This window comes from Mycobacterium sp. Dal123C01 (assembly GCF_052566995.1).
Window position 1 is genome coordinate 1,201,883 of record NZ_CP199580.1, and the last position, 14,566, is coordinate 1,216,448.

Annotated in this window: 15 protein-coding genes; 8 read left to right on the plus strand and 7 right to left on the minus strand. The window is 66.3% G+C overall.

The features are described 5' to 3' along the window. Positions 1–240: 240 nt before the first annotated feature. Positions 241–1,476 (plus strand): MFS transporter, encoded by a 1,236-nt coding sequence (locus ACTXG5_RS05720; protein WP_445164279.1) that lies wholly within the window; start codon positions 241–243, stop codon positions 1,474–1,476. Positions 1,477–1,485: 9 nt separating this feature from the next. On the opposite strand, the gene ACTXG5_RS05725 is transcribed toward ACTXG5_RS05720, so the two are convergent. Beyond that, positions 1,486–2,427: an alpha/beta hydrolase gene (locus ACTXG5_RS05725; RefSeq protein ID WP_445162766.1), complete on the minus strand. Its 942-nt coding sequence runs from the start codon at positions 2,425–2,427 to the stop codon at positions 1,486–1,488. A 129-nt stretch (positions 2,428–2,556) separates the two neighbouring features. Continuing rightward, a complete protein-coding gene (locus ACTXG5_RS05730) occupies positions 2,557–3,447 on the minus strand; it encodes an SAM-dependent methyltransferase (RefSeq protein WP_445162767.1) in 891 nt (296 codons plus the stop codon). A 131-nt stretch (positions 3,448–3,578) separates the two neighbouring features. On the opposite strand from ACTXG5_RS05730, the gene ACTXG5_RS05735 reads away from it, so the two are divergent. From ACTXG5_RS05735 to ACTXG5_RS05745, 3 genes are all read left to right on the plus strand, one after another. Beyond that, positions 3,579–4,664, plus strand: a complete 1,086-nt coding sequence (locus ACTXG5_RS05735) for an LLM class flavin-dependent oxidoreductase (protein WP_445162768.1) — start codon at positions 3,579–3,581, stop codon at positions 4,662–4,664. A gap of 13 nt (positions 4,665–4,677) precedes the next feature. Then, positions 4,678–5,445 (plus strand): DUF1684 domain-containing protein, encoded by a 768-nt coding sequence (locus tag ACTXG5_RS05740; RefSeq protein ID WP_445162769.1) that lies wholly within the window; start codon positions 4,678–4,680, stop codon positions 5,443–5,445. Positions 5,446–5,565: 120 nt separating this feature from the next. Then, complete coding sequence (locus tag ACTXG5_RS05745; protein WP_445162770.1) at positions 5,566–6,990, plus strand: MFS transporter; 1,425 nt, start codon at positions 5,566–5,568, stop codon at positions 6,988–6,990. Between the two features lie 13 nt (positions 6,991–7,003). On the opposite strand, the gene ACTXG5_RS05750 is transcribed toward ACTXG5_RS05745, so the two are convergent. Next, positions 7,004–7,720 carry an NUDIX hydrolase gene (locus tag ACTXG5_RS05750; RefSeq protein WP_445162771.1) on the minus strand — a complete coding sequence of 239 codons (717 nt, stop codon included), beginning with the start codon at positions 7,718–7,720 and terminating at the stop codon, positions 7,004–7,006. Between the two features lie 133 nt (positions 7,721–7,853). Between ACTXG5_RS05750 and ACTXG5_RS05755 the strand changes: the two genes are divergently transcribed. Then, on the plus strand, positions 7,854–8,429 hold the full coding sequence (locus tag ACTXG5_RS05755; protein ID WP_445162772.1) for a hemerythrin domain-containing protein: 576 nt from the start codon (positions 7,854–7,856) through the stop codon (positions 8,427–8,429). Positions 8,430–8,507: 78 nt separating this feature from the next. Continuing rightward, positions 8,508–9,407, plus strand: a complete 900-nt coding sequence (locus tag ACTXG5_RS05760) for a class I SAM-dependent methyltransferase (protein WP_445162773.1) — start codon at positions 8,508–8,510, stop codon at positions 9,405–9,407. On the opposite strand, the gene ACTXG5_RS05765 is transcribed toward ACTXG5_RS05760, so the two are convergent. The 3 genes from ACTXG5_RS05765 to ACTXG5_RS05775 all read right to left on the minus strand — a co-directional run bounded on the left by ACTXG5_RS05765 (position 9,404) and on the right by ACTXG5_RS05775 (position 11,411). Continuing rightward, a complete protein-coding gene (locus ACTXG5_RS05765) occupies positions 9,404–10,285 on the minus strand; it encodes a TIGR03854 family LLM class F420-dependent oxidoreductase (RefSeq protein ID WP_445162774.1) in 882 nt (293 codons plus the stop codon). The two genes, ACTXG5_RS05760 and ACTXG5_RS05765, sit on opposite strands and share 4 nt — an antisense overlap. A 94-nt stretch (positions 10,286–10,379) precedes the next feature. Next, positions 10,380–10,802 (minus strand): nuclear transport factor 2 family protein, encoded by a 423-nt coding sequence (locus ACTXG5_RS05770; protein ID WP_445162775.1) that lies wholly within the window; start codon positions 10,800–10,802, stop codon positions 10,380–10,382. A 51-nt stretch (positions 10,803–10,853) separates the two neighbouring features. Then, a complete protein-coding gene (locus tag ACTXG5_RS05775) occupies positions 10,854–11,411 on the minus strand; it encodes a TetR/AcrR family transcriptional regulator (RefSeq protein ID WP_445162776.1) in 558 nt (185 codons plus the stop codon). Positions 11,412–11,506: 95 nt separating this feature from the next. Here ACTXG5_RS05775 and ACTXG5_RS05780 point away from each other — a divergent pair, with 95 nt between their 5' ends. Next, positions 11,507–11,914: a hypothetical protein gene (locus ACTXG5_RS05780; protein WP_445162777.1), complete on the plus strand. Its 408-nt coding sequence runs from the start codon at positions 11,507–11,509 to the stop codon at positions 11,912–11,914. Further along, positions 11,911–13,392, plus strand: a complete 1,482-nt coding sequence (locus ACTXG5_RS05785) for an FAD-dependent oxidoreductase (protein ID WP_445162778.1) — start codon at positions 11,911–11,913, stop codon at positions 13,390–13,392. Before ACTXG5_RS05780 ends, ACTXG5_RS05785 begins: the two co-directional genes overlap by 4 nt. Here the strand turns inward: ACTXG5_RS05785 and ACTXG5_RS05790 are convergent. Then, positions 13,373–14,434 (minus strand): ketopantoate reductase family protein, encoded by a 1,062-nt coding sequence (locus ACTXG5_RS05790; RefSeq protein ID WP_445162779.1) that lies wholly within the window; start codon positions 14,432–14,434, stop codon positions 13,373–13,375. The two genes, ACTXG5_RS05785 and ACTXG5_RS05790, sit on opposite strands and share 20 nt — an antisense overlap. Between the last annotated feature and the right edge of the window lie 132 nt (positions 14,435–14,566).

A 14,566-nucleotide genomic window follows, 5' to 3' on the forward strand; every position in this document is an offset into this window, starting at 1 on the left:
TTTGCGTCGGTCGTGATTCAAACCCGGCCCGGGCGGGCAGACTCCGCGATGACAACCGATGTTGCACCGCAAGCAGGAATAAGCACCTGAGCGGCGTCGTCTGTCATCGGGGTGCAGCGCAAATTCTCGCGGCGCACTTCGCGGCACAAAGCTGTGGCCGATATCACCGCAACACAAAGTTCGTCGATCAACCGCGTGCAGAGATTGGGGAGGAAGTTAGTGATCAGGTCGAATGTGGCAGTGTGCCGCCGGGTTCGACCCGCGCCGGTCCAACCGCATGGACGTGACGGGCGCGGCGAATCTGGCGGATCCGAGCTTCTGTTCGCTGCGGTATTGACGCTTCTCCTGGCGACGGGGTGGGCGGCCAACCACTACGCCGGGTTGATCCCCGCGATCAGCGATCGGCAGCATCTCGGCAGGGCCACGCTCGACGCGATCTTCGGGATCTATGCGGTGGGACTGCTCCCCGGCCTGCTGATCGGCGGCCGTGCCTCGGATCGGCTGGGACGGCAACCGGTGGCCTGGGCGGGGGCGATCACCTCGCTGGCGGGCACGGTAGCGATGTTGGTGTCGCAGCAGTCCGGTGTGTTGCTGGGTGGCCGTTTGGTGGTTGGTGCCGGCGTGGGGCTGGTGATCAGCTCGTGCACCGCATGGGCCTCGGACCTCAAGGGTCCCGCCGGCGCAGCCGTCGCCGGCGCCGTCCTGACGGCCGGTTTCGCGGTCGGTCCGTTCGCATCCGGGGTGATCGTGTCGGCGGGGCAAGCCGGGCTCTGGGAGTCGTTCGGGATCGCGGCCGCGTTGGTCGTGCTGGCGACCGTCCTCGCAGTGGTGGCGGCCCAGCGCGCAACCGTGCCCGCGCCGGTGTCCGCGCGTGGACAGAAGCCGTCGGTGTCGGCGCGTCGGGACATCACGCGGGCGTTGAGCTGGGCGCTGCCACTGGCGCCATGGGTATTCGCCTCGGCGACTTTGGCATTCATCACGATCCCTACCCGCGTGCACACCGGGCTCGCGGCCCCGATAGCCGCGGGGACCGCCGCGTTGATTGCCAACGGTGCCAGCGGCATTACTCAGCTGATCGCCCGCGCCCGCCGGTGGGGCCCCCAAGCCGGCACCTTTGGCGCCGTGTTGGCTGCCCTCGGGTACGCGGTAACCGCGGCCGCGCCGTCGACCATTCCACTGGGGGTGGGCTTGTCACTGCTGGTGGTTCTCGGGTGCGCGTCCGGCCTGCTGCTCCGTGAAGGCTTGATTGACTTGGAAGCCGCTGCGCCGCAACGCCTGCGCGGTGCCCTCACCGGAACGTTCTACACAGTGAGTTATCTGGGCTTCGGGCTGCCGATGCTGTTGAGCACCATCGGGTCCGCCGGATCCGCGGTAATCCTCGCCGTGATGGCGGTGTTGGCGTCGGCGACCGCAGCAAGCCGGGCAATACGGCTGCGACGAGATGGCCACCGGCAGAGCGAGTTTCTCTCTGCGTGATCGCCTGCGCTACAACGCCAGCGCTTGGCGTAACACCGCAAGCGTCTCGGCCTGCTGACGCTTCGAGATCGCCGCGTCTTGGATCAACATGGAGCCGTGGAAAGTCCCTGGGAATAAATGCAATTCGACGCTCACGCCCGCGGCGAGCATGGCCAGCGCGTAGGCGACGCCTTCGTCGCGGAGCGGGTCGAAGTGCATGACGGAGACGTATGCGGGCGGCAGACCCGCCAACTCGGTCGCCCGAGCCGGCGCGGCATAGATCGGTACGTCGGCGGTACCGGCCCGACCGGGTCCCAGGTAACAGTCCCAGCTGAGTACCGCTCGGGGGCGACTCCACATTGGGGTATCGGTGAAGCTGGTCATGCTTGCCGTGGTGAGCCGATCGTCGAGTTCGGGCACGGAAAGCAGTTGGAACGCGATATGCGGCCCACCGCGGTCACGGGCCAGCAGCGCCAGCGCCGCACACAGTCCGCCACCGGCGCTGGTGCCCTGAATGACGATGCGTCCGGGGTCGATACCTAATTCGTCGGCATGCGCCGCCGTCCAGACCAGCCCCGCGTAGACGTCTTCCAGCCCACCGGGGAACGGTGTTTCCGGCGCGAGCCGGTAGTCGACGGACACCACGACGACGCCGAGTTCGCGCGCATGCATGACGTTGATGGCATGTTCGGTGTCAAGATCGCCGGCGATGAACCCGCCCCCGTGGACGTTGTACACCGCGCCCGGAGCGCTGCGCTGTTCGGGCCGGTAAATGCGGATGGCTACCGCGGGATCGCCATCGCGGCCAGGGATTTGACGGTCCTCAATCTGCACTCCGCTGGTGTCCGGTGGCGGAAACTGGGCGATCATCTCCGAGAGCGCCGCCCGGATTGCCAACGGATCGTCGCCCGGGAGATCGGGCAGAAGTGGAACCACCGCAGCTAATTCCGGATCGAACGCATAAGTCGTCATGTAGTACTCCTGAATCGATCGACGGCCGTGTCGCTCAGTAATCTTGCCTGTGGCGTGGGTATCTGGCTAGATCGACTGGGCGTTTGTGCGCACCTGAACACGTTGGGCGCTTTTATGCCGCTGTCCGGCTCAACGATCGCGTGTCGCGGTGAAGAATTTATCGCGCAACAATCTCTCGAAGACCAAGGGCAGTCCGCGCAACGGTCGGCCATATTCGCTCGCGGCCTTGTCTAACAGGTCAGCACCGGCGACTGCCCAACCCCGTTCGGCGAGCCAGTCTTTGGTGTCGTTGCGCGGGTCGTCAAACCACAGATCCGCAACCGGTGGCTGGGCAGCGAGTTGGCTCGTGGAGGACATGCCATCGGCGAACTCCCGCAACTCTCCGGGCTCAGGACCCAATTCGGCGGCGATCTGGCTACCGGCAGCGGACAACTCGTGCAACCGCTCGAAGAGCGCGTCCTGCGCGGCGCCCGGAAGATAGGGCAGCAAGCCTTCAAGCGCCCAGGCCGTCGGTTGGTCGGGGTCGAATCGCGCCGCGATCAGAGCGGCGGCCCAGTCCTCCCGCAAGTCGGTGGCAATGACGACACGGCGCGCCGTCGGCACGGCACCCTGCTGGTCAAGAACCCGCTGCTTGAACTCCAGCACGCGCGCCTGATCCACTTCGAAAACTGTCGAGGCCGGCGGCCATGCCAATCGATAGGCACGCGAATCGAGTCCGGCCGCCAAGATGACCGCTTGGCGCGTCCCGGACTGGGCGGCGCGGGTGAAGAAGTCGTCGAAAAACCGGGTGCGCACCCCCACCCACTGCGCGTTGAACGCTGCCGCGCTGTCCAGATCGGTGTTTGCCACTGCGGCAATGAGATTCGGCTCACCTGCGGCGGATACGAAGCCGGCGGCGAAATCATCGTTAGCCAGCGCCGGATCCAGCGCGGCGTCGAGGGCACGCGCCGCGCAGACAGCCAACGCGGTCAGGCCGACGCTGGTCACGATGTCCCAGGTGTCACCGGCAGTTCTGGACATAGCAGCCTCCCAGCACGAGAGCGAAGGATCGCGGGCCCGCCTATTTCGTTCGGGCAACTAACGAAACTGTACACCGGGCTTCGCCGGCCGTTCGGGAATGAAGTCGAGAACCAATCGGTTCGACTAACCAAATGAGGTTCCTACTGATCACCCTGATTACTGATGTCCCTGATCCGGTTTCGGGTGAGAAAAAAAGCCCGGCGGATCGGCTGCGTGATGTCCTCGACAAGGCAGTGCTCGCCGAGGAGCTGGGTTTCGACGGCTTCGCGGTGGGCGAGCGTCACGAGGATCCGTTCATCTCGTCGTCCCCGCCGGTGGTGCTGAGCAACATCGCGGCGCGCACCTCGAAAATCAGTCTGTTCACCGGGGTTACGACGTTGAGCCTGCTCGATCCGGTCCGCGCATTCGAGGACTACTCGACGCTGGACAACCTCTCCGGTGGACGGCTCGAACTGATCATCGGCAAGGGCAACGGCGCGGCACAGGCCGAGTTGTTCCACGTGACCACCGACGACCAGTGGGATCGCAACCGCGAGGGTTACGAGCTGTTTCGTCTGCTCTGGGACAGTGACGACGTCACATGGTCGGGCCGGTTCCGGCCGCCGCTCGTCAACGCCAAGACACTTCCCCGGCCGTTGCAGGACCGGATCCGCATCTGGCATGGCAGCGCGACCAGTAAAGATTCCGTGGACCTCGCGGCCCGTCATGGTGATCCGCTCTTCTCGGCCAATGTCATCAAGTCCGTTGAGCCCTACGCCGAGCTGGTGCGCTACTACCGGCAGCAGTGGCAGTTTTACGGCCACCGACCCGAGGACGCCCTGGTCGGTGCCGGGACGGCGGGGTTCTATATCACCCGGACATCGCAGGAAGCGGTGGCCACCTACCGGCCGATGTTCGAGGCGCGCTTGGCCTACGCCCGCCGCGCCGGGCTTCCGGTGGCATTCGAGTCGATCGAAGATTTCGTCGAACGAAGCTCGGCGCTGATCGGCAGCCCCGAGCAGGTGATCGACAAGGTAAGTCGCTATCACGAGCAGCTCGGGCACGAAGTGATGCACCTGTCCGCCGATACCGACGGCGTGACACCTGACCAACAGCGTCGTAGCCTTGAACTGTTTCAGTCCGAGGTCGCCCCGATTCTCCGTGAACGTATTCCGAGTCGACCGCTGATCGCGCAGTCGGCTCCGAATGATGTTGTGTCCGTGCGACAAAGCAAGTAGGTAAGTGAGGATCATGACCACTAGCGCAGGTACCACAGTAGGAACGTTCGAGGCAGCCTGGAACCAGTGGCACGCTGAGCGTGAACGCTCTTACGCCGATCCGCTCGGCTGGGTCAGCCTCACCGGCTTGTACTGGATCACTGAAGAATTCGAGTCGGTCGCCGACCTTCCGGGACGCTGGCGAGCCGACCGCGAGGCGGTGTACATCGAGGGGATCGACGGAACCGACCGGCTCGAACCCGTCGAGGGCGCACCGGGATTGCTCGTGCAGGCCGGTGACCGCCGTATCGAGGTGATCCGCCGAACAGGCTCGGTCGCGTTGCGCGTGCATGATCCGAAATCCCCGCACCTCAAGGCGTACAGCGGTATTCCCGCGTATTCTCCGAGCCTGCGGTGGCAGGTGGTCGGCAATTTCACACCGTATGCCGAGCCGAGGACCGTCACCACGGGCGCCGTCGTCGAAGGCCTCGAGCATCACCTGCGCGCCGTCGGCGTCATCGACTTCGAACTCGCGGGCACCACGTCGGCGCTGGTCGCTTTTGGCGACACCGCGAGCGGGTTGCGCGCACTATTCACCGACGCCACCAGCGGAGTGACGACATACCCTGGCGCCCGGGTGCTTTCGATCGAGGCGCCGGACGCCGACGGGACAGTGACGCTCGACTTCAACCGGGCGTCCAACCTGCCGTGCGCATTCACCGACTACGCGACCTGCCCGGTAGCTCCCGCCGAGAACAGGCTCGCGGTTGCCGTGGAGGCCGGCGAGAAGAATCCGCGTTGAGCCGGATCCTGGCGGCAGGCGCGGCCCTCGCCATCTGGGTATTGTCGACTATACTTAGTTAACTCGGCGGGCGGCGCGGTTTCGTCGATCGGTGGGCGAGCTCAACCGCAAGGCGGATCAGTGACGACGACGCAGTTATCGGCAGCGCGCTCGGCGACGACCATGCTGGTGGTGTCCGCCGCGGCATTTCTTGCCAGCATGGACCTGTTCATCGTGAACATCGCCTTCCCGGACATCCGCAGAGCTTTCGGTGCCGCCGACCTCGGCGCGATGTCGTGGATTCTCAATGGCTACACCCTGGTGTTCGCCGCATTCATGACCCCGGCGGGTCGGCTCGGTGACAGATACGGGCACCGCCGAATATTCCTGTGGGGTTTGGCCGTGTTCACGTTGGGATCGGCGGCGTGCGGGCTGTCGGGATCATTCGCCATGTTGGTGGCGTTCCGCGTCGTTCAGGCGTTCGGCGCCGCAATGCTCATGCCGAGCTCGCTGGCGCTGCTGCTGGCCGCCGTTCCCGCCTCGCGGCGCGCCGTTGCGGTCAGCACCTGGTCGGCGGTGGGCGCCATGGCCGCCGCGCTCGGGCCGCCGGTCGGCGGGATGCTGGTCGAGTTGTCTTGGCGGTGGATCTTTTTCGTCAATGTGCCGCTGGGATTGCTGGCCCTTGCCGCTGGCCGCTGCGTGCTCGCCAAAACCATCCCCACCGGCGCCGGGCTTCCCGATCTATTCGGCGCGCTGTGCCTGGTGCTCGGTGTCGGCGCCTTGGTGTGGGCCCTGATCGAACTGCCGGTGGCTTCCAGTGGCGCGAAGGTCGTGATCGCCCTAGTGGGTGCCGGATGCGCGATGGCGCTGGCAATATGGCGTTCGTTACGCCATCCCTCGCCGGCACTGGATCTGGCCGCCGTGCGGGTGCTGCCGATGCGGTCGAGTTGCCTCGCGCTGCTGCTGTTTGCCGCGGCGTTCGGTGCGATGCTGCTGAGCAGCGTCATGCTGCTTACCACCGTGTGGGGCAAATCCCCAGAAGTCGCCGGCTTGTTCCTGTCGCCGGGTCCCGTTGTCGTAGTGATCATGTCGCTCACGCTGGCCGGTCGACTGATCGGCCGGATCGGCGTCGGTGCTGTCGCCGCGACCGGGGCGGGCCTCTATGTGGTGGGGATCGTGATCTGGCTGTGCCGGATAGGCCCACACCCCGACTACGTCGCCGATTTCCTTCCGGGCCAGCTGTTCACCGCAGCCGGAGTGGGGCTGGTCTTTCCCAGCCTCGCCGCGGTCACCGGCCTGGCACTGCCCGCACACCGGTGGGGTGCCGGATCGGCACTGACCAATACCGCCCGGCAGCTGGGCACGGTCTTGGGCACCGCGGTCCTGACAATGATCTACCAGCCGGGCATCGACCTGGGCGCCATCCGGCGAGGCTGGGAGTTCATGGTCGCGGCCGCAGGCACCGCCGCACTCATCGCCGCGGCGCTGGCGCTGCGGCGGACGACCAGAACCGGACAACTACCGCTCAATGGCGACATCCAGAGCGAACGGGTTTGCGCCACTTGATGTTTCCCGGATCTCATTTCCAGGCGAATACCGGCTGCTCCAGCTCGTCGACCGGGTCGTGCCGGCCCTCCAGGCACAGCCACCGCAGTTGAAGCAACACCGCACCCGTCGGCGCGTGGATGAGGTCGTTCCCCAACGGGATTTGGACGACCGGATACGGGCTTTCCGGGATGGTGATGAAGCGCGGCGAGTCGTCGCGTTGCAGCTGGTGCAACCCCACCCGGTAGACCGCCACCACCTCGTCAGGCGCGGGACGGGGATCGAGCTTGCCGCCACCCCAGATCACCACCGGCGTGATGACATATCCCGACCGGGTCGGGTAGTCGTCGAGCATCCCCAACACCGCCGAATCAGGCAGCCTGATACCCACCTCTTCGTCAAGCTCCCGCAGGGCGGCGTCGACAGGGGTTTCACCCGGGTCGAGGCGGCCACCCGGCAGCGCCCATTGTGCTGCATGTGATGAGAGTCGAGATGCCCTGCGGCACAACAGGAAAGCGGCACCTCCCGAAACGTCGACCATCCGCCCGTCGAGACCGGCCTCCATCGGCCGCCCGGCGATCCAGTCATCGACCGGCGCGGGATCCACCCTGTCCTCACCGATCTCCGAATCGACCACCACCACCGCGACTGCCGCGTGCCGCTTCGTCGGGTCGGTCACGGTGCGGCGGTCGTGACTCGCCAGATTTACCCGGACCCGTTCCCGCAGCGTCTCGTCATAGGTGATCGTCACCGCTCGACCATAGGACGCGACCGCACGCACCCGTCTGTCGGGCGTTCGACGGTGTAGCGGGCTGACGGCGCGTCTGGCATCGTCGGACACGATGGCCGAAAGGCGTAGGGGTCAGGGAAGGCGGGGAGTCGCAGTGGCTGACATCACCATGCTGATCCTCGCCGACCACGACTGGTTCCGCGAACAATTCGCCAGACTGGACGATCTGCAGGCCCAGACACCGGTAAACCAGGGCGCGCTCGCGCGGGTATGGCGTCCGCTCGCCGACAAGCTCGACGTGCACGCCTACATCGAGGAGAAGATCTTCTACCCGCAGCTGCTCATCCGGGGCACCGACGATCCCGAAGGCGAGACGCTGGATGCGATCGGCGATCACAACGACATTCGCGACGGCGTTCGCGACGCCAACGAGGCCGGAGTCGGCACCGAAGAGTGGTGGTCGGCGGTGGGCCGTACCCGGCTAGCCAACGACGATCACATGGGTGAAGAGGAACGAGAAGGACTCTCGGACTTTCGCCGCAACGCGCCGATCGGCCTCCGCGAAGCGCTCGGGCAGCAATACAGCGAATTCATGAGACGGCACCCCACCACCAAGGGCCTGTCGATCACCGACCGCGACCCGCAACGCTACGTCGAAGAATTCGAGGGCACCTCGCCATCGAAGCCCGACGACTTCTCCCTTCGCATCGGCAGTCTGAAAGGCCAATGAGCCCCTGCCGCGGGTACGGTGGGTGCATCACTTAAACTAGCTAAGTAATGCACGTTCGCGTAGAAGGAAGTTGGGTGGATGGCCCGTACCGAGAACGACACCTGGGATCTGGCGTCTAGCGTCGGCGCGACCGCGACCGCTGTTGCCATGCAGCGCGCGATGGCTTCCCGGGGTCCGGATCCGCTGCTCGATGACCCCTGGGCCGATCCGCTGGTTCGCGCGGTGGGCGAAGACACCTTCATCAAGCTGCTCGACGGCGCGCACGGGAGCAACGACGATCCCGTGCTGAACCGCCAGGCGGTGAACCACCAGATCACCGTGCGCACCCGGTTTTTCGACGACTTCTTCCTGCAGGCGACCGGTTCGGGTATCCGCCAGGCCGTGATCGTGGCATCCGGTCTGGACACCAGGGCGTACCGGCTGCCGTGGCCGGCCGAAACGGTGGTCTATGAGATCGACCAGCCTGAGGTCATCGAGTTCAAGACGCGGACGCTGGCCGGCCTGGGCGCCGAGCCCACCGCGCAGCGGCGCACGGTGTCGGTCGACCTGCGCGGCGATTGGCCCTCGGCATTGGTGGCAGCCGGGCTCGACACCAGCCAGCCGACCGCGTGGAGCGCCGAGGGCTTGCTGGTCTACTTGCCGCCAGATGCGCAGGACCGCCTGTTCGACAACATCGCCGCCCTGTCCGCGCCTGGCAGCCGGATCGCGACCGAACACATGGATCTGCGCAACACCCCGTCGGACTGGGCACAGAAGCTGACGGAGCGATCCGAGCGGGTCGGCTCCAACATCAACCTCGCCGAGCTGTTTTTCACCGGTGAACGCAATAGCGCCGCCGAGTACCTCACCGGGCACGGATGGCAGGTCGACATCCGGACGACCGAACAGGCCTTCGGCGCCAATGGATTCCAGGTGCCCAACGACGAGCTCGCTTCGTTCGGCGGCGATTCCGGCTACTTAACGGCGACGCTGGCCTAGTTCTGCCGGGCGACCAGCTCGGCGACAAAACGATCGATGAAGCCGTCCAGCGGGCCTCCACCGGCGGGCCGTATGACGAATTTCGTCAATCCGGCATCCAGGTAGGCGTCCAGTCGACGGTGTAACTGATCCCAGCCGGCGGCGATCAGGTCACTGGGGTCGACATCGGGACGACGCCGGTGGGCCGCGGCGGCTAACTCTGCTGGCAACTCGCCGTCAGCTACCGCCAACGAAATACCAAAGTGATCCGGCTCGATCTGTCGGCCGGCCTGCTCCGCGGCCCGCTCGATTGCCTCGCGCCCAGCCCGCGCCTCATCCGGGGTAAGGAAGCTACCCAACCAGCCATCGGCCAGCGCACCGATGCGCCGAAATGCCGCGGGCGCCGAGCCGCCCAACCAAATATCAAGCGGAGGCACAGGTTTCGGTGCGACCGCGGCTGCGCTGACGGTGAAATACCGGCCAGAATAGCTGGCCGAATCGTCGGTCAGGGCCAGGCGCAGCACCCGCAGCGACTCGTCGAACACCGCCGCTCGCTCTCCGTTCGGGACCACGAACACCTCGCGCTCGGCTGGAATCGCCGAACGCAACCCGAAGGCCGGAAGAACCCGCTTGGGCGCGATGGCCGCCAACGACGCCAGCTGTTTGGCCACCAGCACCGGATGGCGCCCCGGCAACACGGCCACCGAGGTGCCCACCTTCAACTGGCTCGTCCGGGCGAGGGCAAAGGCCATGCCGACCATTGGATCCACCGCAGGGGCGTACACCAGCTCGGAGAACCACAGCGAGTCCACTCCGCTGCTCTCCAAATGATCGACGATGCCGGCGAGCTGATCAGGAGCGCTGTCCGCACCCAGCCCAATCCCGAAGCGAATCTTCACCCGCGTCTCCCTCCGTGTAGTCGCGCACTGCCGTAACGCAACACGGCGGCGCCCCCGTTTGTGCCCGCTTCGCAGTCGGCAGGCTGACAATCGGCTACGCGGTGGCGAACTTCTCGGCCAGCTCCGACGCCTCCTGCTGGATCCGTTCGAACTGGGCGCCCATCGCTTCGGATAGCGCCGTCGCCCCCGACAGCGGCCGCACCATGACCATGAAGTCGTCGATCAGCCCGTCCTCGTCAAAGTGCAAGAAGTCGCAGCCGGTGATCCTTACGCCCGGCGCCCCGGATATCCCGGTCTCGAACACGAGCGCGTGGTCGCGGCCGTCGCTGCCGGCGATCTCCCGGACGTAGTGAAAGTCCTCGAAGATCCGCAGCACGCCGAGCAGAATCGCCGCGGTGATCGGCTTGCCGACATACGGCTTGAACGCCACCGGGCTGGTGAACACGACCGTGTCGGCCAGCAGCGCCTGGATGGCCACCTCGTCGCGGTCCTCGACCGCCTTCCGGAAGGGATGCATCAGTCACCTTTCCTCACTAGAGGCCCAACTAGAGCCGTCACGACATCATGATCATGGTGCAGGATCCGCCAGGTAGTGCGCGAGCACCGGTCGCATCCATTCGATGAGTCGTGCATCGTCCATGTCAACCAGCGGCGGGATGCACAGGATGTAGCGGCCCACTGCGAGGCCGAGCAGTTGCGATCCCACCAAGGCGGCTCGCTCGGGAGCGCGGTCGGGGACGACCGCGGCCAGCGCCGGGGCCACCTGGTCGACGAACACTGCAAGCAGCGCATCCGCGGCGGTCCGGTTGGTCGCGGCCGCGCGCAGTAGCGGCAGCAGCGGGCCCTGCGGACCCCATACGCCGATGAACACCGGCAGCAGCACATCGGCGATGCGGTCGGGGGCGATGGCGGAGAGATCGGGGAACTTGACGTCGAATCGGGAGGCGGCGGCGAAAAGCTCTGCCTTGCTACCGAAGTAGTGCATCACGAGCGCGGGATCGACGCCGACTTCCGACGCCACCGAACGGATGGTAGTGCGTTCGAAACCGTGGGCCCCGAACTGCCCACGCGCGGTGGCCAGAATCGTCGACCGTGTGGCCTCCCCATCACGGGGTTTCGTCGGCATGCCGCCCAGTGTATTCAACGGCTGTTGACACGGTCCCCACGGGGGCTTAGCGTTGAGTTCAACGGTTGTTGAACTCAACAGGGGAGGCCACCACTATGACCGTCACAGCCATCCAGATCGGACTCGATCCCGACGTGATCGATTGCTCCTCGCCCGACTTCGCTCAATTTCCCGGCCTGTCCACGGAGAGGTTGCGGGCCGCCAACAACGACAATGTCGCCGCGTTGCGCGCCGCGGGCTACGACGTCGACAACTGCCTGATCGACTTCGGCCAGGCAGGTTCCGACAAAGCCCGCCAGTGGCTGCAGGCCAAGCGATACGACGCGGTGCTCATCGGCGCCGGCGTACGACTGGTCGCCGGCAACACGCTGCTGTTCGAGTCGATCGTCAACGCCGCCCACGCCACCCAGCCCGACTGTCGCTTCGTCTTCAATCGTGCGGCCGTGCCGACCCCCGACGACATCCGTCGCTGGTACCCCCATCCGGAAACGGTGACACGATGACGACCCACCATGTCGACGTCCTGGTCGTCGGCGCCGGGCCGACGGGGCTGACCGCCGCCGGTGACCTCGCGCGCGCCGGGCGCTCGGTCGCCGTGCTGGAGCGTTGGCCCGCGATCAACCCGTCCAGCCGCGCGTTCGCCACCATGGCCCGCACGCTCGAAGTTCTCGACGCCCGCGGGCTCGCCGACGACCTGCTGGCGCGTTCGCACCAGGCACCGGGAGTCACGATTTTCGGCGGTGCCCGCATCGACCTCACCCACCTCGACTCGGCCTACCAATTCGCGATGATCACCCCCCAGACCGATGTCGATCAGGCACTGGCCGGTTATGCCGCCGCTCAGGGCGCCGACATTCGGCGCGGTGTGCAGGTCATCGCCATCGATCAGGACACCGACGGGGTGACCGTGCACACGCACGGCGACGACGCGAGCGATCACAGCCGTTGGCGGGCGAAGTATGTGATCGGTGCCGACGGCGCGCACAGCACGGTTCGCGCGTTGGTGGGTGCGGACTTTCCCGGCCGGACGATCCTGTCGTCAATCGTCCTTGCCGATGTGAAGCTTGCGCAAGGGCCCGCCGGACGCGGCCTGACGCTGAGCAGCACTCGGAACGAATTCGCCTTCCTGGCCCCCTACGACGACCACGACGCCAGTGGTTCGTGGTACCGCGCGATGGTTTGGGACCGCAGCAACCAGCTGTCCGATAGCGAGCCGGTCGACCGCGACGAGATCGCCGACATCCTGACGCGGGCCATGCACCCCGATCCCGGATTGCTCGAGGTGGGGTGGAAGTCCCGATTCCATTGCGACGAACGCCAAGTCGCGCAGTATCGGCATGGCCGGGTATTTCTGGCTGGAGATGCTGCGCACGTCCACTCCCCGATGGGCGGTCAGGGCATGAACACCGGCATTCAGGACGCCGCCAACCTGGCGTGGAAGATCGACGCCGCGCTCGCCGGCGCCGACGACGCGGTGCTCGACAGCTACCACGACGAACGTCATCCGATCGGCAAGCGGGTCTTGTTGCAGTCCGGCCTGATGGCCCGGGGCATCACGCTTCGGCCGCCCGCTGCGCGTGGACTGCGAAACATGCTGGCACCCAGGTTGCTTCGCATTCCCCGGGTTCGGGACGCGATCGCCGGGAGCTTCGCCGGAACAACGTTGCGGTACGCCCACCGCAGGGGCGAGAGCGCCCTGGTGGGAACCCGCGCAACGCAGATTCCGTTGCGGCACGGGCGAATCACCGAGCTGCAAAGGCTGCCCGGCTTCGTGTTCGTTCGCGAACGGGGTGCGCCTGTGGTCGACGCGGCCTGGCTCCCCCAAGCGGTGCGGACCGACGGCGGCCCGGCGGTGTTGGTGCGTCCCGACGGCTACATCGCCTGGGCGGGTGACTCGGCCGACCGGTCCGCGTGGTCCGAGACGCTTGCGGGCTGGGCCGGCCAATCCCGAGCCGACCGAGTCAGCTTTGCGCCGCGGTAATCCCGTTGAGCCCCAGTAGTTCTGCCAGTTGCTCGGCCGAGTACTGCCCCGGGGCGAGGCCGTTTCGCACCGTTGCACGTGCCGCCCGGGCTAATGCGGTGTTCAGCGGGGCCGCGGTGCCGTGTCGATGCGCGATCCGGACAATCTCCCCGTTGAAGAAGTCGGTCTCCACGTTGCCGGTCTGGCGGCTCAACGATTGCCACGTCGAATTGTTCGGTCCGGTGTTCGATCCGGGCACCGGACGTATCGTGGGTCCGTCGACGCGCGTCGCCGTCGACACCTCGAACGAGACGAATTCGATTCCCGCTTGCCGCAACACATTTTCGCCTTCACGCCGCAGCGCGGCCACCACCTCGTCCACGCCGGCGGCGCCGGCGGTCAGGGCGCCCACCGCATTACCCAGGTTGCTCAGCAGCTTGTTGTACTTCCAGGGGGCGACGTCGTCGGGGGTGCGCACCCGGATCCCTGCCGCGGTCCACGTTTGCGCGAGCTCCGCCAACAAGTCGGCGTCATCTTGGGTGCGCAGCGAAGCGGGCCACCGCGAGACGTGGAACTGCCCGACCACCGGCCACGCCCGCACGACAACCTCGCCCGGTTCGAGGTGCACGGCCGGCAGCCAGACGCAGATCCCGAAGACCCGGCGGAAATAGCGCAGCGCTTTCTCTTCTGCGGCAACGCCGTTGAGCGCGGTCATCGCCGGCAGTAGCTCGCCCGCGGTTCCGATGACACCATTCGGGCCATGGACGGGTTGGTCCACCCATTCCTGCAGGGCCGCATCGAGTTGTTGGGTCTTGGTCGCGAACACCAGGACGTCGCGATCGGTCAACAGAAGATCGTCGGGTCGCGACGCGGTGGTGACCGCGGTGCCGAAGGTTCCGTCGGGCGTTTTCAGCGTTATGCCGTCGGCCGCTAAGACCTCGGCGTGCCGCCCGCGGGCAATCAACACCGTGGGGACACCGGCGCGGGCCAGTACCCCGCCGACCGTGCCGCCGATCGCGCCGGCGCCGACGATCACGTATCGGTGGTCGACTCGTGGGGACAATTGGCCCGCCTTCCTCTCGGCTTCGAACCTGCTCTTGCGCGAGATTACGGATGCTCCCTGGGAAGCACGTGAGCGCGCGAAAGCGGGCCTCCTCTAGAGGTTGCTGGTACCCCGCGACCAGCAACCCCTGAA